This is a genomic window from Pantoea sp. GM_Pan_3, from assembly GCF_026541045.1.
Lineage (GTDB): Bacteria > Pseudomonadota > Gammaproteobacteria > Enterobacterales > Enterobacteriaceae > Pantoea > Pantoea anthophila.
This window is the reverse complement of sequence record NZ_JALNVA010000003.1, coordinates 75119-97638: the sequence shown is the minus strand read 5'-3', so window position 1 is coordinate 97638 and position 22520 is coordinate 75119. Positions and strand designations below refer to the sequence as shown.

Sequence of the window (22520 nt, the reverse complement as noted above, 5' to 3'; positions counted from 1 at the left end):
CCCGAAGGGGTAAAATCAGGTGAGGTCGGCCATCAGCACTTTTGAGCGCCGCTGATAGTTATACATCTCTTTTTTACTTTCCGGCAGTGACTCGATATCTACCGGCGTAAAGCCGCGCTCCTGGAACCAATGGATGCTGCGGGTGGTTAACACGAACAGTTTTTCCAGCCCCATCTGGCGCGCCTGAAGCGCCACACGCTGCAACAGCATCTCACCGCGTGAAGAGCTGCGATAGTCCGGATGCACCGCCACACAGGCCATTTCGCCAATCTTCTCATCCATAAAGGGATAGAGTGCCGCACAGGCGATGGTCAGGTTATCGCGCTGAATGATGGTGAATTTATCAATCTCCATCTCCAGCTGCTCGCGTGAGCGGCGAACCAGAATGCCCTGCTGCTCAAGCGGCCGGATCAGTTCGAGGATGCCGCCAATGTCGTTGATGTTGGCGCGGCGGATCTGTTCTGCCGACTCCATCACGATCTGCGTACCGATACCGTCGCGAGAAAAGAGCTCCTGCAACAGCGCGCCATCTTCCTGATAGCTGATCAGGTGGCTGCGGCGGACTCCGCTGCGGCAGGCTTTCACCGCCCCCCTCAGGAAACGCACCGTGCCGGAAAGGTAGTCACCCTCCTTTTCAATCTCGTCGATGCGGGCCTGCGCATCGTTCGGGAAGAGTTCGGAAATGATCTCGCCGTCGCTGTTCAGCACGCCCTGCTCAGAGCAGAAGCCGATCATTTTTTCCGCTTTAAGTTTGATCGCCAGCTGGGTGGCGACCTCTTCGGAGGTCAGGTTAAAGCTCTCGCCGGTCACGGAAACCGCCACCGGGCCAAGCAGCACAATGGCGTCGTTGTCCAGCTGACGATGAATCGCTGCCTCATCAATACGACGGATGCGGCCGCTGTGGCAGTAATCCACGCCATCATCCACGCCCAGCGGCTGTGAAATGATGAAGTTGCCGCTCACCACATTGATATGCGCACCCTGCAGCGGCGTGTTGTTCAGACTCATCGAGAGGCGGGCCGTAATATCTAACTGCAGCCGGCCGGCTGCCTGTTTCACCAGCTCCAGGGATTGCGCGTCGGTCACCCGGGTAAACTTATGATAAACCGGCTCCAGCTGCTGCTGCGCCAGACTGGCATCAATCTGCGGGCGGGCGCCATAGACCACCACCAGGCGGATACCCAGGCTATGAAGCAGGCCGATATCATTGACGATGCCGGAGAAGTTCTCATGCTCAATCGCCTCGCCACCCAGCATGATGACAAAGGTTTTACCCCGGTGGGCATTGATATAGGGAACGGTATGGCGAAACCCCTGAACCAGCTCGGTACTACGTTCCTTCACGGCCAACCCTCAATGAATGTTTATTCGTATTTTTTGTATTTTTATGCTTTTGCGTGCCATTTTGCAAGCCTTAACCCTGACGAAAATTTACGTTTTTATGAGTGTCAAAGCCGCTAACAGCCTGCATTATTTAGGTTTTCCGGGGTGACATCATTCCGGGGATTGGATAAAGTTTTCGCCGCCATTTTATTAACTGGCGCTTTTTTAGACATTACTCAGCAGCTGGAGCGGCATGTCAGACGTTAATTCCCATTTTTCACGCAGACGATTTTTACAGGGGACAGGCGCCTTACTGCTGTTAAGCGTCAGCCGCACCGGGCTGGCGGCAAAAAATCACATTGTGGCCGTGCGCATCTGGCCCTCATCGACCTATTCACGGATGACGCTGGAGTCCAGCGTTGAGCTGAAATATAAGCAGTTTGCGCTGAGCAATCCTGAACGCCTGGTCATAGATATTCAGGGCCTGCACCTTAATCCGGTCCTGAAAGGGGTCAATAAACTGGTGCGGGTCGATGATCCCTTTATTAAACATGCCCGGGTCGGCCAGTTCGACAGCGACACGGTTCGCGTCGTTCTCGAACTAAAGCGCAACGTTTCGCCGAAGATCTTTAATCTGGCCCCGGTCGCCGGAATCAATCACCGGCTGGTGGTGGATCTCTATCCGACCCAGAACCAGGCGGAAGACGATCCGCTGCTGGCCCTGCTGAAAGATTATAATCAGGGCGCGCTGGAGAAAGACGCCGGGGTTCAGGCCCCTCTGCCGGGCAGGGCGGGACGCGATCGACCAATTGTCATCATGATCGATCCGGGGCACGGCGGGGAAGATCCGGGCGCACACGGCAAATATAAGACCCGTGAAAAGGATATCGTGCTGAAGATCGGACGGCGGCTTAAAGCGCTGATCGACAAAGAGTCCAACATGAAGGCGTACATGACGCGCAATGAGGATGTCTTTATTCCGCTGCGCGTCAGGGTTGCTAAAGCCCGCAAACAGCGCGCCGATCTCTTTGTTTCCATCCATGCAGATGCCTTCACCAGCCGGGCGGCACGCGGTTCGTCAGTCTTTGCCTTATCCACCAGCGGGGCAACCTCCGCCGCGGCCCGTTTTCTGGCTCAGACGCAGAATGAATCCGATCTGATTGGCGGCGTCAGCAAAAGCGGTGACCGCTATCTCGATCACACCATGTTCGACATGGTGCAGCGTCAGACGATCCATGACAGCCTGAAGTTCGGTAAAGAGGTGCTGCATCGCATGGGCCGCATCAACCATCTGCACAAGCGCACTGTCGATCAGGCGGGATTTGCCGTGCTGAAAGCCCCGGATATCCCCTCTATTCTGGTGGAAACGGCGTTTATCAGTAACGTGGAGGAGGAGCGGAAGTTACGCACCACCCGCTATCAGCATCAGGTTGCGGAGGCGATTCTGAACGGCATCAAAGCCTATGTGGAGAGCGGAGCCGCGCTGGCGCATCGCTAATTAACGTGCGGGTAGCCCCGGTTATCCGCAGACTTTTCGCCATGGAAGAGAGAAAACAGAAGAGAAGGGGAACGGCAGAAACAAAAAAACACCCTTTCAGGTGTTTAAATAGTGGTTGCGGGGGCCGGATTTGAACCGACGACCTTCGGGTTATGAGCCCGACGAGCTACCAGGCTGCTCCACCCCGCGTCCGTCATGCGCTTTGCGACTTTTTATTTTCTGACATCTGTGAAACCGCTGCAAAAGTGTGGTTGCGGGGGCCGGATTTGAACCGACGACCTTCGGGTTATGAGCCCGACGAGCTACCAGGCTGCTCCACCCCGCGTCCGTCTTGCGCTTTGCGACTTTTCACATTGTCACTTCTGCCAGAGTGCTACAGAAGTATTGGTTGCGGGGGCCGGATTTGAACCGACGACCTTCGGGTTATGAGCCCGACGAGCTACCAGGCTGCTCCACCCCGCGTCCGTGGAAGCGCACTATACTCTCCGCGCTGATTGATGCAACCCCTTTTTGCAGATAAAAGCCAAATTAACAGCCAGTTGCTGAAGGATTCCCCCATCTGGCTAATTATTGAACTGTTCCGCACGAGGTCAAAGCGGATGCATTTCATTCTGCCGGGGGCTTTGCTATCGTCGCGTGGCGAACAGTTATAAAAAGAGAAGAGAATGAAATTACATTGGGTGAAGTATGCACTCACTGGCGCGTTGATTACGCTGCTGGCGGCCTGTAGCTCTAAACCGACCGATCGCGGTCAGCAATATAAAGATGGCAAACTGGAACAGCCGCTGGCGCTGGTGAATCAGCCCAATGCCAAAGGCGCGCCGGTCAATGGCCGGGACTTTGGCGAGCAGGTTCGCCAGATCCAGTCCGCCTCGTCTGCGCTCTATGGTCGCCAGAACGGCACCTACAGCGCGATTGAGAGCTGGCTGATGGCGGGCGCCGACACCCGGCAGCTTCGTCAGTACGGGCTGAACGCCTGGCAGATGGAGGGCACGGATAACTACGGTAACGTGCAGTTTACCGGTTACTATACGCCGGTGGTGCAGGCACGCTACACCCGTCAGGGTGAATTCCAGTATCCGATTTACCGCATGCCGCCGCGCAAACGTGGTGCAAAACTCCCGAGCCGCGCCTCTATCTATAGTGGCGCACTCGATGACCGCTACATCATCGCCTACAGCAACTCGCTGATTGATAACTTCATGATGGATGTGCAGGGCAGTGGCTACGTCGACTTTGGCGATGGTCGCCCGATGAGCTTCTTTGGTTACGCCGGTAAAAATGGCTGGGGTTATCACAGCATCGGTAAGGAGCTGATCGATCGCGGTGAAGTGAAGCGCGAAGATATGTCGATGCAGGCGATTCGCCAGTGGGCGCAGGAGCACTCGCCGCAGGAAGTGCGTGCGCTGCTGGAGACAAACCCCTCTTTCGTCTTCTTTAAGGCGGAACCTTTCACGCCGGTGCGCGGTGCCAGTGCGGTGCCGCTGGTGGCGAAAGCCTCTGTGGCTTCTGACCGCTCCATCATTCCGGCAGGCACGGTGCTGCTGGCTGAAGTGCCACAGCTGAATGAGAAGGGCAAATTCAACGGTAAGTATGAGATGCGCCTGATGGTGGCCCTCGACGTGGGCGGTGCGATTAAAGGGCAGCACTTTGATATCTATCAGGGTATCGGCCCGGACGCGGCGCATCTGGCGGGCTTCTATAATCACTACGGACGCGTCTGGGTGCTCAAAGCCGCGCCGGGGGCCGGTCAGCCGCTGTTCTCCAGCCCGCAAAACGGCAACAGTGGTTCACTGCTTCTGGGCGCTAACTGATTTCTTCTCTGCGGGCCTGCGGGCCCGCACGACGTAACAGGTTCAACTATGAAAGTGTTAAACGACGCCTGGCATCAGCGCTTTGGCGGCACGGCGCGTCTCTATGGTCAGGATGCGCTGCAACGGTTTGCTGACGCTCACTTCTGCGTGATCGGTATCGGTGGCGTCGGCTCCTGGGCCGCAGAGGCGCTGGTGCGCACCGGCATTGGCAAAATTACCCTGATTGATATGGATGATGTCTGCATCACCAATACCAACCGACAGCTTCATGCGCTGCAGGGCAACGTCGGTAAGGCGAAAACAGAGGTGATGGCTGAGCGTCTGCGCGCCATCAATCCTGACTGTGACGTGATCTGCATTGATGACTTTATTACGCCTGATAACACCGCGGAACTGATGGCAGCCGGTTTCGACTACGTGATTGACGCGATCGACAGCGTGCGGCCTAAAGCGGCGCTGATCGCCTGGTGTCGCCGCAATAAGATCCCGCTGATCACCACCGGTGGCGCAGGCGGGCAGATTGATCCTACCCAGATCCAGGTCGCCGATCTGGCGAAGACCATCCAGGATCCGCTGGCGGCAAAGCTGCGTGAGCGACTGAAAGGTCTGGGCGTGGTGAAAAACAGCAAAGGAAAACTGGGCATCGACTGCGTTTTTTCCACCGAGGCGCTGGTCTATCCGCAGGCGGATGGCAGCGTCTGTGCGTCACGCGCCACGGCAGAAGGGCCAAAGAGAATGGACTGTTCGTCTGGCTTTGGTGCGGCCACCATGGTGACCGCCAGCTTTGGCTTTGTCGCCGTTTCGCACGCGCTGAAGAAATTTCTGGCGCGCGCAGCCCGTCAGGATGCCGTCAGCGCCTGACGGGCGGCCTGCCGGACCGCGTCGGCCAGCGCCTGCAGGCCGCTGCTGCGTGAAGCACTGAGCTGAGCGCGCAGTCCCAGCGTATCAAACAGCGTCAGGGGATCGTCTGCCAGCAGCTGGTCAGGCATCCGGCCCTCAACAGCGGTCAGCAGTACCGCCAGCAGGCCACGTACGATGCGTCCTTCGCTGTCACCGTAGAAATGCAGCGCGCCATCCTCACGCAGCTGGCTGCCCAGCCAGACCCGGTTTTCACAGCCGCTCAGCTCAATGTCCGCGGTTTTCAGCGCTTCCGGCAGAGCCGGCAACTGACGACTCAGCTGAATCAGCTGACGATAGCGATCTTCCCACTGATGAAAGTGGCTGAAACGCTCTGTCAGGCTGGCAACGGTAATCTGCTCGCCAAACGGGTGTGGCGCTAACAGCGATGAACACATAATCAAAACTCCGATAACAGCGCGACGGCGCTCTTCATGGCGCGCACCAGCGCATCAACATCCTGCAGGTTATTATAGGGGGCAAAAGAAGCCCGCAGCGTGCCGCTGACGCCCAGCGCCGCCAGCAGCGGCTGCGCACAGTGCTGACCGGCCCGCAGCGCGATGCCCTGTTCGGCCAGCAGCGTCACCAGATCGCTGTGATGCTGATCGGCAAAATCAAAGGCCAGCAGGCTGGCACTGCCACAGCGGAAGCTGCGGAAACCCGGCAGCTCCGCCAGCTGCTCCTCGGCCAGCGTTGCCAGTTGCTGGCTCCAGCGCTCCATCTGCGTCAGGTCGTACTGCGACAGCCAGCTCAGCGCGGCACTTAAACCCACCACGCCCGCCACATTCGGTGTCCCTGCCTCGAAGCGCCACGGCACCGGCTGCGGCGTAAAGCCCGTGAAATCGACATCGGTAATCATCTTGCCGCCGCCCTGCCAGGGTTCCATCACCTCCAGCAGTTCAGCTTTACCATAGAGCGCACCGATGCCCATCGGCGCGTAAATTTTATGGCCGGAAAAGGCGTAAAAGTCGATATCCAGCGCCTGCAGATCGGGCGGGCAGTGCACCACCCCCTGCGCGCCATCGACCATCACCCTGGCACCCACATCGTGCGCCAGCTGAATCGCCCGGGCGAGATCGGGACAACCGCCAGTGACGTTCGACATCTGGCCGACTGCCAGCAGGCGGGTGCGGCGGTTCAGCAGGGCGGGCAACAGGCCGATATCGGGCAGCCGGTCCGGCCCTAAGGGCCATTTCACCACGCGGGCACCGCAGGCCTGGGCGGCCATCAGCCAGGGCACCAGGTTTGCGTGATGCTCTGCTTCGCTGACCACAATCTCGTCGCCGGGCTGTAAGCGCGGACGCAGCCAGCTGTTTGCCACCAGATTGATCGCTTCGGTGGTGCCGCGTGTCCAGACGATCTCACGATCGTCCGCGGCGTTAAGCCAGCGGGCAACCTGCGATCGCGCCTGCTCATAGCGCTGGGTCAGGGCCTGCGCGGCGGCAAACTGACTGCGGTGCACCGTGCCCGCACTCAGGCTGTAAAACTGCTGCGTACTCTCAATAACAGCCTGGGGTTTCAGCGTGGTCGCTGCGCTGTCGAGATAGACACCGGCGTCGGCGAGTGCGGGAAACTGCTGGCGAAATGCGGTGGGATTAAATGCGGTCATGCCTGGCCCATAGTGTGAATAATCAGGACCACACTGAAAGCGTGGTCGGCGTCTGGCAAAGCTGGAAAAGCGCGTTATGCTGAATATTGCAAGGTTTGAACCAAACCCGCATAACGATCGGACGTTCACTGGTCGATCTCACTTATCGGCTGCCTCTGGTTAGCGTAACGCGGGTGGTTTGATGCAATCAATCTACAAGGAGATAGCAGATGAATAAACTTACCGCAGTGCTGGCCGTGTGTACTCTGGCTTTTACCCTGGCGGGCTGTTCAAGCAATTACGTGATGCATACCAATGATGGACGCACCATTGTTGCTGATGGCAAGCCTAAGGTTGATGATGATACCGGTATGATCAGCTATAAAGATGCGAATGGCAACGAGCAGCAGATTAACCGTACTGACGTCAAAGAGATGGTTGAGATGGGCCAGTAAGCAGCAAAAAAAAGCACCGCAATTTGCGGTGCTATTTAAAATCACTATGGACAGACAGGGTAAATCTACAGGAATTAAGAGTTCGATCCGCAATCGTCGGATCAAAAAATTGCAAACACAACATCACGACCACAAGCCAAAAGCTTTCAGAAAATCTGCGAACTCACTCACAAATCTAAAAACTTTTCGTTCCGGCTCAGGAAGTGCGGCAACTATAGGTATTTGCTGGTGGTTCCTCAACGGACAAATTATAATGCCTCGGATTAAAAATTCTAATACGTAAACGCTTTGTATAAGCCCGCGTATTTTTCGCCGATCCGGATACGGAAAACCATGTCGAAACGCCTTCCTCCTCTCAACGCACTGCGTGTTTTTGACGCGGCTGCGCGTCATCTTAGCTTTACCAAAGCCGCTGAAGAGCTGTTTGTCACCCAGGCAGCTGTAAGCCATCAGATAAAGTCTCTGGAAGATTTTCTCGGGTTAAAGCTGTTCAGACGGAGGAATCGTTCGTTATTACTGACGGAAGAAGGACAAAGCTACTACCTCGATATCAAAGAGATCTTCTCGGCGATAAACGAAGCGACCCGCAAGCTGCAGGCGCGCAGCGCCAAGGGGGCGCTGACCGTCAGTTTACTGCCGAGCTTTGCCATTCAGTGGCTGGTTCCCCGTCTCTCCAGCTTTAATATGGCTTATCCGGGGATCGATGTGCGCATCCAGGCCGTAGACCGCGACGAAGAGAAACTGGCCGACGATGTTGACGTGGCGATCTTTTACGGACGCGGTAACTGGCCGGGGCTGCGGGTGGAAAAACTCTATGCCGAATATCTGCTGCCGGTCTGTTCACCGTCGCTGATGACCGGCGATAATCCGCTGAAAACGCCGATGGACCTGTCGCGCTTTACGCTGCTGCATGACGCCTCCCGCCGTGACTGGCAATCCTATATCCGGCAGCTCGGCCTGCAGCATATTAACGTGCAGCAGGGGCCGATCTTCAGCCACAGCGCCATGGTGCTGCAGGCGGCGATTCATGGTCAGGGCGTGGCGCTGGCAAATAATGTCATGGCGCAGAGCGAAATCGAAGCGGGGCGGTTAATCTGTCCGTTTAATGATGTCTTAGTCAGTAAAAATGCTTTTTATCTGGTTTGTCATGACAGTCAGGCAGAACTGGGTAAAATAGCGGCCTTCCGACAGTGGATCCTGGCAAAAGCCGCAACCGAACAAGAAAAATTCCGCTTTCGTTACCAACAATAACATCTTGATTTGTTTGCATTACGATGCAAAAGCACCCTGAGGATCGGTTAATGTCCAGTCGTGCCATGTTTGTTTTTGCGGCTATCAGCGGTTTTCTGCTGGTGGCTTTTGGCGCATTTGGTGCCCACGTTTTACGTCAGTCGCTGGGCGCGGCTGAAATGGCCTGGATTCATACCGGGCTGGAATATCAGGCTTATCATACGCTCGCGGTGATGGGCCTGGGGGCGGCGATGTTGCGCCGTGCCAATATCTGGTTTTACTGGAGCAGTGCGCTGATGGCGCTCGGCACCGTGCTGTTCAGCGGCAGCCTCTATTGTCTGGCGCTGTCGCATCTGAAGTTTTGGGTTTTTATCACCCCCGTGGGCGGAATCTGTTTCCTCGCCGGTTGGGTATTGATGTTGATTGGCGCGCTGCGTCTTAAACGAAAGGCAGAACGCCATGAATAAAGTTTTACTCTATTGTCGTCCCGGTTTTGAAAAAGAGTGCGCGGCGGAAATCAGCGCCAAAGCGGCAGAACGTGAAGTCTACGGTTTTCCGCGGGTTAAAGAGGATGCCGGCTATGTGCTCTTTGAGTGCTATCAGTTTGAAGATGCTGAGCGTCTGGTGCGGGAACTGCCGTTTCAGGAGCTGATCTTTACCCGGCAGATGCTGGTCGTGGGCGAACTGCTGCGCGACCTGCCGCAGGAGGATCGCATTACGCCGATTGTCGGTATGCTGACCGGTGTTGTTGAGAAGGGCGGCGAACTGCGTGTTGAAGTGCCGGACACCAACGAAGCCAAAGAGCTGACCAAATTCTGCCGTAAGTTTACCGTGCCGCTGCGCGCGGCCCTGCGTGAAAGTAAGATCCTGCTCAACTACGAGAGCCCGAAACGGCCGGTGGTGCATGTCTTTTTCATCGCGCCAGGCACCTGTTATGTCGGCTATTCCCTGCGGGAAAACAGCTCGCCGTTTTACATGGGGATTCCGCGCCTTAAGTTTCCATCGGATGCGCCAAGCCGCTCCACCCTGAAGCTGGAAGAGGCGTTTCACGTCTTTATTCCGGCCGATGAGTGGGATGAGCGCTTAGCCAGCGGCATGTACGCGGTCGATCTGGGTGCCTGTCCGGGCGGCTGGACCTATCAGCTGGTCAGACGCAGCATGATGGTTTACGCGGTCGACAACGGTCCGATGGCCCCGAGCCTGATGGAAACCGGTCAGGTGATGCACGAAAAAGCGGACGGTTTTAAGTTCCGTCCGCCACGCACCAATATCAGCTGGCTGGTGTGTGACATGGTGGAGAAACCGGTTCGCGTGGCAAATCTGATGGCTGACTGGCTGGTCAACGGCTGGTGTCGTGAAGCGATCTTCAACCTCAAGTTGCCGATGAAAAAGCGTTATGAAGAGGTAACGCAGAATCTGGCGATGCTTCAGGAGAGGCTGAATGAGAACGGCATCAACGCTCAGATCCAGGCGCGTCAGCTCTATCACGATCGCGAAGAGGTGACGGTGCACGTCCGTCGCATCTGGGCCGCCACAGGGGGGCGTCGCGACGAACGTTAATCGTTGGGCTGAGTGTTGCGGCACTCAGCCACGATAACGCAGCGTGTTCAGATTCCCTGCCAGCAGCAGATCCCGTTTCAGCGTCGCGACCTGACGGCTGATTTCAGCCATCTGCTGTCCTTCCGCGAGCTTTTCCCGCCATTTAGCCGGCACCTTATCGAGCTGCTGATAGATCCCCTCCAGCGTGTGAAACTCTGCGAGCAGCTGTTTCGCGCTTTTCGGGCCGATACCGCTGATACCCGGGATCTTACTGCTGCTGATCCCGCACAATCCCCAGAAGTCGGGCAACCGCTGCGGGGGAACGCCAAATTCGGCGTCGATAAAGGGCTGGTCGAGCCAGCGCTTCTGGAAGTAATCGCGGATGCGGATTTCCGGAGCCAGCAACTGGCAGTAGCCTTTATCCGTGGAGACAATAGTGGCCTGATGGCCGGCCTGGGCCATTTTGACCGCCAGCGTCGCCGCCAGATCATCTGCCTCATCCTCGCCCGCCATCCAGCAGCTTACCCCGGCGGCACGAAAGGCTTCCTGCAGCGCCGGCATCTCCGCCTGCAAATCCTCAGGCATCGGCGGACGCCCGCTTTTGTAATCAGCTAACAGCTGATGACGCCAGCCCTGATGACGCGCGTCGCCATCAAATACGGCCACGGCGTGCGTCGGGCGGGTGTGGCCTAAGACCTGACGCAGCGCGGCGACGCAGCCTTCGACACAGGGGGAGCCCTGAACCGCATGGAGACGGCGTATCAGGTTCAGCGCATCAACAATAACAAGATGAAGAGCCATGAGAGTCCGGGCAGCCCGACGGGCTGCCTCCTGGTTTATTTAATGATTTCGTAGCAGGGGATGTAGGCGGTGCCGGGCAGTTTCATACGCTGCTGAGCAACGAAGCCCTGCAGCAGCTCGTCCATGCGGTGCATGATGTCGGCATCGCCATGCAGCCGGTAACGTCCCTTCTCACGGATTTCGCGGATCCCGATCTCTTTCACGTTACCGGCTACGATGCCTGAGAAGGCCCGGCGCAGGTCAGCAGCCAGCTTTTCAGGAGGCTGGTTGGTGTATAGATTGAGGTTCGCCATGTTTTCATGGGTCGGCAGGAAAGGGATCTGCAGATCGGGCTCGATGCGGATGGACCAGTTGAAACTATACGCATCGCCGGTTTCGCGACGATTCTCTTTGACCTGCGGCATCGCTTTCTTCATCAGACGCGCCACTTCGGCTGCATCGTTGATGATGATCTGATAATGCTTACGCGCCTGCTCGCCCAGCGTGTTAACAATGAAATCATCCAGCACGCGGAAGTAGTCGGCACTCTCTTCCGGTCCGGTCAGGATCAGCGGCAGCACCTGGTCCTTGTTCTGCGGGTTCATCAGAATGCCCAGCAGGTAGAGCAGCTCTTCGGCGGTGCCGACCCCGCCCGGGAAAATGATAATGCCGTGGGCAATACGCACAAAGGCTTCCAGACGCTTCTCAATGTCCGGCATGATGATCAGCTCATTGACCAGCGGGTTAGGCGGTTCAGCCGCAATAATTGAGGGCTCGGTGAGGCCAATAAAGCGGCTGTCACGGTAGCGCTGCTGCGCATGGCCGACGGCGGCCCCTTTCATCGGGGCTTCCATGACGCCGGGTCCGCAGCCGGTACAGATATTCAGCTCACGCAGGCCCAGCTGTGTGCCGACATTGCGGCAATACTGATATTCAACCGCGTTAATGGAGTGACCGCCCCAGCAGACCACGGTGTTAGGGTACTCACCGATGTGCAGTGCCCGTGCATTACGCAGAATGGAGAAAACGGTGTTGGTGATCGTGGCGGAGTCATTCTCTTCACCCGCGGTTAAGCGCCCCGGCATGGCGAGCTGGCCGCTGACAAACAGGATATCGCGCAGTACCGCAAACAGGTTCGCCTGCAGGGACCGGATGATGCGGCCATCCACAAAGGCCTCTTCCGGTGGGTTGATCAGCTCCAGTTTGACGCCACGCTCACGGCGCAGCACGTTGATGTCGAAGTTTTCAAAGCGGGAGAGCAGTTCGTGGCTGCTGTCAGTCTGGCTGCCAGAGTTAAGCACGGCCAGAGAGCAATTGCGGAACAGCTGATAGAGGTCGCTGCTGGCGGTGCGCTTGAGCATATCGACTTCCAGCTGCGAGAGCAGATCCATTGAGCCAAGGGGGCTGATATGGGTAATCAAATGAACTCCTTTACACCCGCCTGGGTGCGTGTTGGCACTGCAACGGCAGTGACGAAAATCCCTGGTCGGCAACCCGCAGATTGCCGCCATCACCAGAGTAGCCTTGTCGGCCCGCCCAGCTCAAGCGGAACTGCGCTTCCTTCATGCAGCCTGCGAGAGCTCTCGCAAACTACTGACGCACCAGACGCGAAAAACCGGGCGAGAAGGGCACATTCGTGCGCCATGGGTTGATATCCAGCCCGCCGCGCCGCGTGTAACGCGCATAGACCGTCAGCGCTTCCGGGTGGCAGAACCGCATCACATCGTTAAAGATGCGTTCGACACACTGTTCATGAAATTCGTTGTGCTGGCGGAAGGAGACCAGATAACGCAGCAGCGCTTCGCGGTGAATGCGCGGGCCTTTGTAGCGGATCATCACCGAGCCCCAGTCGGGCTGATGGGTAATCAGGCAGTTTGATTTGAGCAGATGGCTGACCAGCGTCTCTTCCACGATTTCGCTGCCTGCGGCATCGGCCAGATAGTCAGCGTTGAAGCGATAATCCTCGATGGCGATATCCTGCTCATCAATGCAGGTCCCCTCAAAATGGCCGATCGGCTGTCCTTCGATTTCATTCAGACGGAACAGCGCCACCCGCACATCACCTTCAGCACAGGCGCGGAGATCGCGCTCCAGCGTCTGACGCACCTCACCCCAGTCGGCAAAGCGGGTCTGGTTGAAACTGTTGAGATAGAGCTTGAAGCTTTTCGACTCGATGAGGTTGCGGCTATGCGCATCCAGCACCACTTCACCCACGGCAACCTGCGGCAGCCCCTTGCTGTTCAGCCAGGAGAGCTCATACAGCGTCCAGATATCGCCGCCGGTAAACGGCAGACTTTCAGGAAACAGGCCAAGAGGTTCGCGGTTCAGGCTGCGCGGCACCGCCTGCAATAAGCCATTGTCATAGCGATCGTGATAGGCTGTGGGCTTGCCCAGCGTCAGGTTGCTGAGTGCCTGATCCTGTTCGTGTGTAGTCATTGCGGTTACCACCAGAATTCATCAAAGTGGCTAAGTGTAACCCATCAGAAGTGAGAATATGAATGATGCAGCAAACTGCCGCCGCGTTGCGCGACTTTACCACCCGTTACTGCCAGCACTGGCTGGCGCAGAGGGGTCATGCTCCGGCCAGCCGCGATCTCGCTGGCGTCGCGTCGCCCTGCGCGCTGGAGGAGCGCGAGGAGCAGGTCATCTGGCAGCCGCAGCCTTTTAGTCTGCCGCCGACACTGGATGGAGTCGAGCGGGCCGTGGATCTGCAGTTGCAGCCGTCAGTCACTGCCTTCTATACCACGCAGTTTGCCGGCGACATGTCGGCGCGTCATGGTGAGAATCAGCTGACGCTGTTGCAGGTGTGGAGTGAAGAGGATTTCCTGCGGCTTCAGGAGAACCTGATTGGGCATCTGGTTATGCAGCGCCGCCTCCGACAGTCACCGACGCTGTTTATCGCCACGACGGCGTCAGACGAGGAGATCGTCTCCATCTCTAACCTGACTGGCGAGGTGATTCTGGAACAGCCTGGCCGTAAACAGCGCCAGATTATTGCGGAAAATCTTGAGATGTTTCTTAAGTCATTACAACCGGTTATCATCTGAATTGCAGTGATTTGCCGCCTCGCTTGTGAGAGATCTCTTACATGTGGTGTGAGAGATCGCTATATAAAATCTGAGCCATCCGGAAGGCTGCAATGTAAAAATATTGTGAATCATCAACTTAATGGCGATTATCTGAATTTGTGCCGCACATTTTGTAAAGTTCAGCTGTAAGTCACTTGTGCGCGTAACGAGTTCTGTCAAAATATTTCCCACTGCAGGATGCTCAGGAAAAAGATATCGTCAGGATGATGATAAGCCATGAGGCAGGAACGTAACGGAGCTTACGGCACACGGAAGGTTTCAGGATGAAACAGGATCGCTCAGGATTGAGTCAGGGACACCTCCAGGATGGAGAACGGGAGCCCCTCGGACGAGGTGGCGGGCCAGGATGCTTAGGAATCATCAGGACGATGCGCGACAGGAGTTCGCACTGGACAAGTTGTCACGGAAGAGCAGGGAGCATTAACGTAGCAGGATGGCTGCAAACGAACCGGGAGCACTGTTTATACAGTGCTCCTTTTTTTGTGCCTGTGCCAACAAGTGATATGCTTGCCGCCCATTTTTTGACGGCTAGCCGGAGGTGGCGCATGACGCCTGAACAATTTATTACGCAGCGGCTGGAGCAGCTGGAAGCGGTGATGCGTGAGTACCAGCTCTGGCAGAGCACGCCGCCTGCCGTGGAGGCGCTGGAGAGTCGTGAACCCTTCTGCCTCGATACGCTTGAGCCGCTGCAATGGCTCCAGTGGGTGCTGATTCCGCGGATGCACGCCCTGATGGCGGCCGGCCATCCGCTGCCGCAAAACTTTGCCGTCGCGCCCTATTATGAGGTTGCGCTGGTGCCTGACCAGCCCGGCATTGCGCCGCTGCTACTCACGCTGCGTCAGCTGGATGCGTTGCTCAGGGATGCGGCCCACTGATGCTGGAGATACTCTATCAGGATGCGTGGCTGGTTGCGGTCAACAAGCCCAGCGGCTGGCTGGTGCATCGCAGCTGGCTGGATCGGCATGAAACCGTGTTTGTGATGCAGACCGTGCGGGATCAGATCGGCCAGCATGTCTTTACCGCCCATCGTCTGGACAAGCCGACCTCCGGGGTGCTGCTGATGGGGCTATCGAGTGAGGTTGGCCGCCAGCTTTCTCAGCAGTTTGAACAGCATCAGATGCAGAAAACCTATCACGCCGTGGTGCGTGGCTGGCTGGAGAGCAGCGGGACGCTGGACTATCCGCTGGTTGAAGAGCGGGACAAAATCGCGGACAAGCACGTCACTGAAGCACGCGCCGCGCAGCCCGCGGTCACCGACTATCAGTCGCTGGCCACGGTCGAGATGCCGGTCGCCATCAGCCGTTACCCCACCTCGCGCTACAGTCTGGTTGAGCTCTCACCTAAAACCGGTCGCAAACATCAGCTGCGCCGTCATATGTCCCACCTGCGTCATCCGATTATTGGCGATTCGGCGCATGGCGACCTGCGTCAGAACCGAGGCGCCGCGCAACATTTTGGCGCTGACCGGCTGATGCTGCACGCCAGCAGCCTGGCCCTGACCCACCCGGTGACCGGCGAGCCACTGGTGCTGCGCGCCGGGCTGGATAGCGTCTGGCAGACGCTGATGACGCAGTTTGGCTGGCAGGATTGCATTCCTGAGGTGCCGCGGGTTGAGTTTGACGCCGCGCCAGGACAGGATAACGTTTCAGAATAAGGGAGAGATCAGATGGCAAAGATTGGCATTTTTGTGGGGACGGTTTATGGCAATGCGCTGCTGGTGGCGGAAGAGGCCGAGCCGATTCTGCAGCAGCAGGGGCACAGCGTGACCCTGTTTGATGACCCGACGCTGGCGGACTGGCAGGCCTTTGCAGGCGATGTGGCGCTAATCGTCACCTCAACCACCGGTCAGGGCGATTTTCCTGACACCATTTCCGGTCTGTTCCACGCGATAAAGGATCAGCTGGGGCACCAGCCCGCGCTGCGCTATGGCGTCATTGCGCTGGGCGACAGCAGTTACGACCACTTCTGTGGCGCGGGCAAAGCCTTTGATGCGCTGCTGCAGGAGCAGGGCGCACAGCGGGTCGGTGAGGTGCTGCTGGTGGATGCCACCGAAAATCCAGAACCGGAAGCGGTGACCTCGCCCTGGGTCGATGCCTGGGGTGCGCTGCTCTGATCGCCTCGCCCGGGCTCTCTCTGCCAGCCGACGGCAGGGAGACGCCGGGCACGGCTCACGTCACCGGTGCCGGATTAAAGACCGCCAGCTGATTACGGATGCCCCAGCGATCGGACCAGGTCTGCTTCCTGCCACTGGCGATATCGAGAATCAACGCAAACAGCCGCCAGCCGACCTGCTCAATACTCTCTTCTCCGGTGGCAATCGTGCCGGCATTGATATCCATCAGATCGTGCCAGCGCTCGGCCAGCGCGTTACGGGTTGCCATCTTGATGACCGGAATGGCCGCCAGCCCGTACGGGGTGCCGCGACCGGTGGTGAAGACCTGCAGCGTAATGCCGGAGGCGAGCTGCTGGGTGCCGCAGACAAAATCGCTGGCGGGCGTTGCCGCGTAGATCAGTCCGCGGCGGGTGGGGCGCTGACCGGGGGACAGCACTTCCACAATGGCGCTGCGTCCCGATTTGGCGATGGAGCCGAGCGCTTTCTCCACCACGTTCGCCAGTCCCCCTTTTTTATTGCCCGGTGACGGATTGGCGCTGCGGTCGGTGTTGCCCTGGTCGAGGTAATTGTCATACCAGGCCATCTCTTCAAGTAAACGCCTTCCGACCTCCTCATTAATGACCCGCGGGGTCAGCAGGTGAATGGCATCCCGCACCTCCGTGACCTCAGAAAACATCACGGTGGCCCCGCAGCGCACCAGCAGATCCGAGGCGAACCCCACAGCCGGATTCGCCGTCACGCCGGAAAACGCATCGCTGCCGCCGCACTGCATGCCGACAATCAGTTCCGAGGCGGGACAGGTTTCGCGCTGACGCTGATTCAGCCGCTGAAGATGACGCTCTGCCACCTGCAGAATCGCCTTTACCATCGCACCAAACCCCACCAGCTTTTCATCCTGCAAACGCACGATGTCATCATCATCCAGCGAAATCGCCTGCACGTCGGGGGTGCCGGTCAGCAGACGCTCCGGCTGTAACTTTTCGCAGCCGAGGCTGATGACCATCACTTCACCGCCGAAATTCGCATTCAGCGCCAGGTTGTGAATCGTGCGAATCGGCACCACCGCTGCGGGGGCGTTGATTGCCACGCCGCAGCCGTAGAGGTGATTCAGCGCGACCACGCCATCCACATTCGGATAGCGCGGCAGTAACTCCCGTTCAATGATCTGCACCACATGATCCACCACACCCGCCACACAGTGGACGCTGGTGGTGATGCCGAGCAGGTTACGGGTACCCACGCTGCCATCCGCATTGCGGTAGCCCTCAAAGGTGTAGCCTTCCAGCGGCGGCAGGTCGGGCGGGACCTGGGTGGCTAACGGCAGGCTCGCCAGCGGCGGCGCCTCCGGCAGCGCCACCAGTGACTCATCGATCCAGCTGCCGCAGGCTATATCCCGCACGGCATAACCGATCACTTCGCCATAACGCACGATCGCCCCTCCCTGGTGAATCGCCTGCAGCGCGACTTTATGCCCCTGCGGCACATGTTCCGTCAGCGTCAGGCCATCCGCAAACTGCGTGCCAGCGGGCAGACCCAGCGTGTTGACCACAATCGCCACGTTGTCATGCTCATGGACTCTGATGCAGAGCGGCTGTTCATCTGTTGTGGGGTTCATCGCCTATCTCCTGTCGGGCGCACCGGCTTGTCCGGTTCGCATAATCTGACCTGTTACCTGCGGTGTATTAGCCAGCTTCAGTATAAAGAGGGGAAGCAGGCCACACATTGTGCAACTGACCACTATTACGCCGATCTGCCGCGCTGTTTTGGGTCGATTCTCCAGAAGCAAGTGAAACGCCTCACAAAGCGGAGGGGAAAGGGCGACCCGGCACGGTTTCGGCGGCGCTATTTGCCGCTTTCGTGAGCCATGCCGCAGGGTTTCGTGCATCCGCCAGACAATCACTTCATAACGGCCGTTATTCCAGGGCGATACGCCAATGTGCTCGCCACAGGCTGTTTTTATACTGAGCGCCGTTAGCCAAAGTCAGGTTATCTGTCACGACGTATTGGCCCGTCCTGAACCAAAGAGATCGCCGTGTTTAACCCAACTTCTCTCTGATACCCAACGCGATGTGTATGCAGTCAGAGCGAATGTAGCTCACGCTATATTTCAGGAGTGCATCATGAATAGTTTCAGCCAGACTGCGGAAGCGGTGCAGAAGCGCACCAACGCCCGTTACTGGATTGTGGTGATGTTATTCATCGTCACCTCATTCAACTACGGCGACCGCGCCACCATTTCGATAGCCGGTTCGGCGATGTCCAAAGATATCGGCCTCGATTCGGTCGGACTGGGCTACATCTTCTCTGCTTTCTCATGGGCGTACGTGATTGGTCAGATCCCAGGCGGCTGGCTGCTCGATCGTTTTGGCTCAAAGCGCGTCTACTTCTGGAGTATTTTTACCTGGTCGCTGTTTACCCTGCTGCAGGGCTTTGTCGATATCTTCAGCGGCTTCGGCATCATCGTGTCACTCTTTCTGCTGCGCTTCCTGGTGGGGCTGGCGGAAGCCCCCTCTTTCCCTGGCAACAGCCGCATCGTGGCCGCCTGGTTTCCGGCGCAGGAGCGTGGCACCGCGGTGGCGATCTTCAATTCAGCGCAATATTTCGCCACGGTGATCTTTGCGCCCATCATGGGCTGGCTGGTGTCGGAAGTGGGCTGGGCACACGTCTTCTGGTTCATGGGCGGGCTGGGGATCATCCTGAGCTTCATCTGGCTGAAAGTGATCCACGATCCCACCGATCACCCCGGCGTAAACAAAGCCGAACTGGCCTACATGGAGCAGGGCGGGGCGCTGATCAATATGGATGTCAAAAAGGAGAGCCGCAGGGTGAGCTGGAGCGAAAAGTGGTTCCAGATCAAACAGCTGCTGACCTCCCGCATGATGCTCGGCATCTACCTCGGCCAGTATTGTGTTAACGCCTTAACCTACTTTTTTATCACCTGGTTTCCGGTCTATCTGGTGCAGGCGCGCGGCATGTCGATTCTCAAAGCGGGCTTTATTGCTTCGGTACCCGCGGTGTGTGGCTTCCTCGGCGGGGTGCTGGGTGGGGTGATCTCCGACTGGCTGATGCGCAAAACCGGCTCGCTGAATATTGCACGTAAAACGCCGATTGTGCTCGGCATGTTGCTCTCTATCTCGATGGTGATGTGTAACTACACCGAAACCGAGTGGCTGGTGGTCTTCTTCATGGCGCTGGCGTTCTTCGGTAAAGGGATCGGCGCACTGGGATGGGCGGTGATGGCGGATACCGCCCCCAAAGAGATCAGTGGCCTGAGCGGCGGCCTGTTCAACATGTTCGGCAACTTCTCCGGCATCGTGACGCCTATCGCCATCGGCTACATCATTGCCACCAGCGGCTCCTTTGAGGGTGCGCTGATCTATGTCGGTATCCATGCCTTCGTCGCCGCCTTCAGCTTCCTGGTGATCGCCGGTGATATCAAACGTGTTGAACTGAAAACCCGGCCGGTTAAGGACGCCTCATGACGACGCAAAGTTCACCTGTGATTACGGCGATGCAGGTTATCCCGGTCGCCGGTTACGACAGTATGCTGCTCAACATTGGCGGCGCGCACAACGCCTGTTTTACCCGCAATATCGTGGTGCTCACCGACAGCGCCGGACACACCGGCGTGGGTGAAGCGCCCGGCGGCGACACCATCTACCAGACCCTGATGGCCGCCATTCCGCAGGTCGAAGGCCAGCAGATTGCCCGCATGAATCGTCTGGTGCAGCAGGTGCACAAAGGGAATGCGTCGGCTGACTTCACCACCTTTGGCAACGGTGCCTGGACCTTTGAGCTGCGGGTCAACGCCGTGGCCGCGCTGGAAGCGGCGCTGCTCGACCTGCTGGGACAGTGTCTGGGCGTGCCGGTGGCGGAACTGCTGGGGCCGGGCAAACAGCGGGATGAAGTCACGGTGCTGGGCTATCTCTTCTATCTCGGTGACCGCCGCAAAACCGATCTGCCCTATCAGAGTGGCGAGCAGGCCAGCCACGACTGGTATCACCTGCGTCATCAGGAGGCGCTCACCAGCGAAGCGGTAGTGCGGCTGGCGGAGGCGGCGGCGGATCGCTATGGCTTTAAAGATTTCAAACTTAAAGGGGGCGTGCTGCCGGGCGAGCAGGAGATCGCCACGGCGGTGGCGCTGAAGCAGCGTTTTCCCGGCGCGCGCATCACGGTGGACCCCAACGGGGCATGGCGGCTGGATGAGGCCATCGCCCTCTGTAAGGGGATGCAGGATGTGCTGAGCTACGCCGAAGACCCCTGCGGGGCAGAGCAGGGCTATTCGGGACGTGAAGTAATGGCCGAGTTCCGGCGCGCGACCGGCCTGCCGGTCGCCACCAATATGATCGCGACCAACTGGCGGGAGATGAACCACGCGGTGATGGTTAACGCGGTCGACATCCCGCTGGCGGACCCGCACTTCTGGACGCTGAGCGGGGCCGTGCGGGTCGCCCAGCTGTGCGATGAGTGGGGCCTGACGTGGGGCTGCCATTCCAATAATCACTTCGATATTTCGCTGGCGATGTTCACCCATGTCGGTGCGGCCGCGCCTGGTAACCCGACCGCGATTGACACCCACTGGATCTGGCAGGAGGGCGATCAGCGCCTGACGAAAAACCCGCTGCAAATCCGCAACGGAAAGATTGCCGTGCCGGATGCGCCGGGCCTGGGGATCGAGCTCGACTGGGACCAGGTGCACAAAGCCAGTCAGCTCTATCAGTCACTGCCCGCCGGTGCACGCAACGACGCCACGGCGATGCAGTATCTGATCCCCGGCTGGACATTTGATCGCAAGCGCCCGGCATTTGGCCGTGCAACAGCATAAGGAGCAGGAGATGAGTTCAACACCCAAAGTGACCGCCATGCAGGTGATCCCGGTTGCCGGCTACGACAGCATGCTGCTGAATCTCAGCGGCGCGCACTCGCCATTCTTCACCCGCAACATTGTCATTATCAAAGATAACGCCGGACATACCGGCGTCGGTGAAATCCCCGGCGGGGAGAAAATTCGTCAGACGCTGGAAGATGCCGCCTCGCTGGTGGTCGGCAAAACGCTGGGCGAATATAAAAATACCCTCAGCCTGGTGCGCACGACCTTTGCCGATCGGGATGCGGCCGGTCGCGGCAACCAGACCTTTGATCTGCGCACCACAATCCATGTGGTCACCGGCATTGAGGCAGCGCTGCTGGATCTGCTGGGTCAGCACTTGGGCGTTAACGTCGCCTCGCTGCTGGGTGACGGGCAACAGCGCGACCGCGTGGAGATGCTCGGCTACCTCTTCTATATCGGCGACCGCAGAAAAACCGCCCTGCCATATCAGAGCCAGCCGGACGATCCGTGCGACTGGTATCGCCTGCGTCATGAAGAGGCGCTCACCCCCGAGGCCGTGGTGCGCCTGGCGGAAGCCGCCTATGAGAAATATGGCTTCAACGACTTCAAACTCAAAGGCGGCGTGCTGCGCGGCGGCGAAGAGGCCGAAGCGGTGACGGCGCTGGCAAAACGCTTTCCCACGGCGCGTATTACCCTCGATCCCAATGGAGCCTGGTCGCTCAATGAGGCGATTCTGCTCGGCAAACAGCTCAAGGGCGTGCTGGCCTACGCAGAAGATCCCTGTGGCGCGGAGCAGGGCTACTCCGGGCGGGAAGTGATGGCGGAGTTCCGCCGCGCGACCGGCATGCCTACCGCTACCAATATGATCGCCACCGACTGGCGACAGATGGGACATACCCTGTCGCTGCAGTCAGTCGACATTCCGCTGGCCGACCCCCATTTCTGGACGATGCAGGGTTCGGTGCGGGTCGCACAGATGTGCCACGACTTCGGCCTGACCTGGGGCTCCCACTCCAATAATCACTTCGACATTTCGCTGGCGATGTTTACCCACGTTGCCGCGGCCGCACCGGGCGCGATCACCGCCATCGATACCCACTGGATCTGGCAGGAGGGGAATCAGCGTCTCACCAGAGAGCCGTTCCTGATCAAAGGCGGCATGGTGCAGGTGCCGCAGAAGCCCGGTCTCGGTATCGAGCTGGATATGGATCAGGTGATGCAGGCCCACGCGCTCTATCAGAAGCAGGGGCTGGGCGCGCGTGATGATGCCGAAGCGATGCAGTTCCTGGTGCCAGGCTGGACTTTCGATAACAAACGTCCGTGCCTGGTTCGTTAATCTTTCTGGCTCACGCGGAGCCGTCGT

General features: G+C 58.3%; 21 protein-coding genes and 3 tRNA genes. 14 read left to right on the top strand and 10 right to left on the bottom strand.

The window, feature by feature from the left end; genetic code table 11:
* Positions 1–15: 15 nt before the first annotated feature.
* The gene (gene argA, locus OXR04_RS10930; RefSeq protein WP_009087010.1) at positions 16–1344 is read right to left on the bottom strand and encodes an amino-acid N-acetyltransferase; all 1329 of its coding nucleotides are present in this window, start codon (positions 1342–1344) and stop codon (positions 16–18) included.
* A 232-nt stretch (positions 1345–1576) separates the two neighbouring features.
* On the opposite strand from argA, the gene amiC reads away from it, so the two are divergent.
* Entirely contained in the window at positions 1577–2821 is a 1245-nt protein-coding gene (gene amiC / locus OXR04_RS10925; RefSeq protein ID WP_046102475.1) for an N-acetylmuramoyl-L-alanine amidase AmiC, read from the top strand.
* A gap of 112 nt (positions 2822–2933) precedes the next feature.
* Here amiC and OXR04_RS10920 read toward each other — a convergent pair.
* The 3 genes from OXR04_RS10920 to OXR04_RS10910 all read right to left on the bottom strand — a co-directional run bounded on the left by OXR04_RS10920 (position 2934) and on the right by OXR04_RS10910 (position 3283).
* A tRNA-Met gene (locus tag OXR04_RS10920) sits at positions 2934–3010 on the bottom strand.
* Between the two features lie 59 nt (positions 3011–3069).
* Positions 3070–3146 (bottom strand) — tRNA-Met (locus tag OXR04_RS10915).
* Positions 3147–3206: 60 nt separating this feature from the next.
* Positions 3207–3283: transfer RNA gene (locus OXR04_RS10910), tRNA-Met, on the bottom strand.
* Between the two features lie 203 nt (positions 3284–3486).
* On the opposite strand from OXR04_RS10910, the gene mltA reads away from it, so the two are divergent.
* Both mltA and tcdA read left to right on the top strand, forming a co-directional pair.
* Complete coding sequence (mltA, locus tag OXR04_RS10905) at positions 3487–4635, top strand: murein transglycosylase A (RefSeq protein ID WP_009087006.1); 1149 nt, start codon at positions 3487–3489, stop codon at positions 4633–4635.
* Between the two features lie 48 nt (positions 4636–4683).
* On the top strand, positions 4684–5496 hold the full coding sequence (gene tcdA / locus OXR04_RS10900; RefSeq protein WP_046102474.1) for a tRNA cyclic N6-threonylcarbamoyladenosine(37) synthase TcdA: 813 nt from the start codon (positions 4684–4686) through the stop codon (positions 5494–5496).
* Here tcdA and csdE read toward each other — a convergent pair.
* Both csdE and csdA read right to left on the bottom strand, forming a co-directional pair.
* Positions 5475–5930, bottom strand: a complete 456-nt coding sequence (csdE, locus tag OXR04_RS10895) for a cysteine desulfurase sulfur acceptor subunit CsdE (protein WP_046102473.1) — start codon at positions 5928–5930, stop codon at positions 5475–5477. The genes tcdA and csdE overlap by 22 nt on opposite strands.
* Before the next feature lie 2 nt (positions 5931–5932).
* Positions 5933–7141 (bottom strand): cysteine desulfurase CsdA, encoded by a 1209-nt coding sequence (csdA, locus tag OXR04_RS10890; protein ID WP_267370069.1) that lies wholly within the window; start codon positions 7139–7141, stop codon positions 5933–5935.
* Positions 7142–7350: 209 nt separating this feature from the next.
* Here csdA and OXR04_RS10885 point away from each other — a divergent pair, with 209 nt between their 5' ends.
* The 4 genes from OXR04_RS10885 to rlmM all read left to right on the top strand — a co-directional run bounded on the left by OXR04_RS10885 (position 7351) and on the right by rlmM (position 10365).
* Positions 7351–7575 (top strand): YgdI/YgdR family lipoprotein, encoded by a 225-nt coding sequence (locus OXR04_RS10885; RefSeq protein ID WP_009087002.1) that lies wholly within the window; start codon positions 7351–7353, stop codon positions 7573–7575.
* Positions 7576–7908: 333 nt separating this feature from the next.
* A complete protein-coding gene (locus OXR04_RS10880; RefSeq protein WP_046102471.1) occupies positions 7909–8826 on the top strand; it encodes a transcriptional regulator GcvA in 918 nt (305 codons plus the stop codon).
* 50 nt (positions 8827–8876) lie between these two features.
* Positions 8877–9272, top strand: coding sequence for a DUF423 domain-containing protein (locus tag OXR04_RS10875; protein ID WP_009087000.1), 396 nt, complete (start codon positions 8877–8879; stop codon positions 9270–9272).
* On the top strand, positions 9265–10365 hold the full coding sequence (rlmM, locus tag OXR04_RS10870) for a 23S rRNA (cytidine(2498)-2'-O)-methyltransferase RlmM (protein ID WP_267370072.1): 1101 nt from the start codon (positions 9265–9267) through the stop codon (positions 10363–10365). Before OXR04_RS10875 ends, rlmM begins: the two co-directional genes overlap by 8 nt.
* A 24-nt stretch (positions 10366–10389) precedes the next feature.
* Here the strand turns inward: rlmM and xni are convergent, their stop codons facing one another.
* The 3 genes from xni to queF form a co-directional block, all read right to left on the bottom strand.
* Complete coding sequence (gene xni, locus OXR04_RS10865) at positions 10390–11145, bottom strand: flap endonuclease Xni (protein ID WP_009086998.1); 756 nt, start codon at positions 11143–11145, stop codon at positions 10390–10392.
* Between the two features lie 35 nt (positions 11146–11180).
* Positions 11181–12545 (bottom strand): nucleotide 5'-monophosphate nucleosidase PpnN, encoded by a 1365-nt coding sequence (gene ppnN, locus OXR04_RS10860; RefSeq protein WP_009086997.1) that lies wholly within the window; start codon positions 12543–12545, stop codon positions 11181–11183.
* A 169-nt stretch (positions 12546–12714) separates the two neighbouring features.
* Positions 12715–13560 carry an NADPH-dependent 7-cyano-7-deazaguanine reductase QueF gene (gene queF / locus OXR04_RS10855; RefSeq protein WP_009086996.1) on the bottom strand — a complete coding sequence of 282 codons (846 nt, stop codon included), beginning with the start codon at positions 13558–13560 and terminating at the stop codon, positions 12715–12717.
* Positions 13561–13622: 62 nt separating this feature from the next.
* On the opposite strand from queF, the gene syd reads away from it, so the two are divergent.
* The 4 genes from syd (at position 13623) to OXR04_RS10835 (ending at position 16326) form a co-directional block, all read left to right on the top strand.
* Positions 13623–14171 (top strand): SecY-interacting protein, encoded by a 549-nt coding sequence (gene syd / locus OXR04_RS10850; protein WP_267370073.1) that lies wholly within the window; start codon positions 13623–13625, stop codon positions 14169–14171.
* Between the two features lie 587 nt (positions 14172–14758).
* On the top strand, positions 14759–15088 hold the full coding sequence (locus OXR04_RS10845) for a YqcC family protein (protein ID WP_267370074.1): 330 nt from the start codon (positions 14759–14761) through the stop codon (positions 15086–15088).
* Positions 15088–15867 carry a tRNA pseudouridine(65) synthase TruC gene (truC, locus tag OXR04_RS10840; protein WP_267370075.1) on the top strand — a complete coding sequence of 260 codons (780 nt, stop codon included), beginning with the start codon at positions 15088–15090 and terminating at the stop codon, positions 15865–15867. The genes OXR04_RS10845 and truC overlap by 1 nt, the downstream gene beginning before the upstream one ends.
* 12 nt (positions 15868–15879) lie before the next feature.
* Complete coding sequence (locus OXR04_RS10835; protein WP_046102465.1) at positions 15880–16326, top strand: flavodoxin; 447 nt, start codon at positions 15880–15882, stop codon at positions 16324–16326.
* 55 nt (positions 16327–16381) lie between these two features.
* Here the strand turns inward: OXR04_RS10835 and garD are convergent, their stop codons facing one another.
* Positions 16382–17941: a galactarate dehydratase gene (gene garD / locus OXR04_RS10830; RefSeq protein ID WP_046102464.1), complete on the bottom strand. Its 1560-nt coding sequence runs from the start codon at positions 17939–17941 to the stop codon at positions 16382–16384.
* Between the two features lie 505 nt (positions 17942–18446).
* On the opposite strand from garD, the gene OXR04_RS10825 reads away from it, so the two are divergent.
* From OXR04_RS10825 to gudD, 3 genes are read left to right on the top strand one after another with little or no spacing between them, the layout of a single operon-like run.
* The gene (locus OXR04_RS10825) at positions 18447–19808 is read left to right on the top strand and encodes an MFS transporter (RefSeq protein WP_009086984.1); all 1362 of its coding nucleotides are present in this window, start codon (positions 18447–18449) and stop codon (positions 19806–19808) included.
* Entirely contained in the window at positions 19805–21151 is a 1347-nt protein-coding gene (locus OXR04_RS10820; RefSeq protein ID WP_267370076.1) for an enolase C-terminal domain-like protein, read from the top strand. Before OXR04_RS10825 ends, OXR04_RS10820 begins: the two co-directional genes overlap by 4 nt.
* 10 nt (positions 21152–21161) lie before the next feature.
* Positions 21162–22493 carry a glucarate dehydratase gene (gene gudD / locus OXR04_RS10815; protein ID WP_009086980.1) on the top strand — a complete coding sequence of 444 codons (1332 nt, stop codon included), beginning with the start codon at positions 21162–21164 and terminating at the stop codon, positions 22491–22493.
* Positions 22494–22520: the final 27 nt, after the last annotated feature.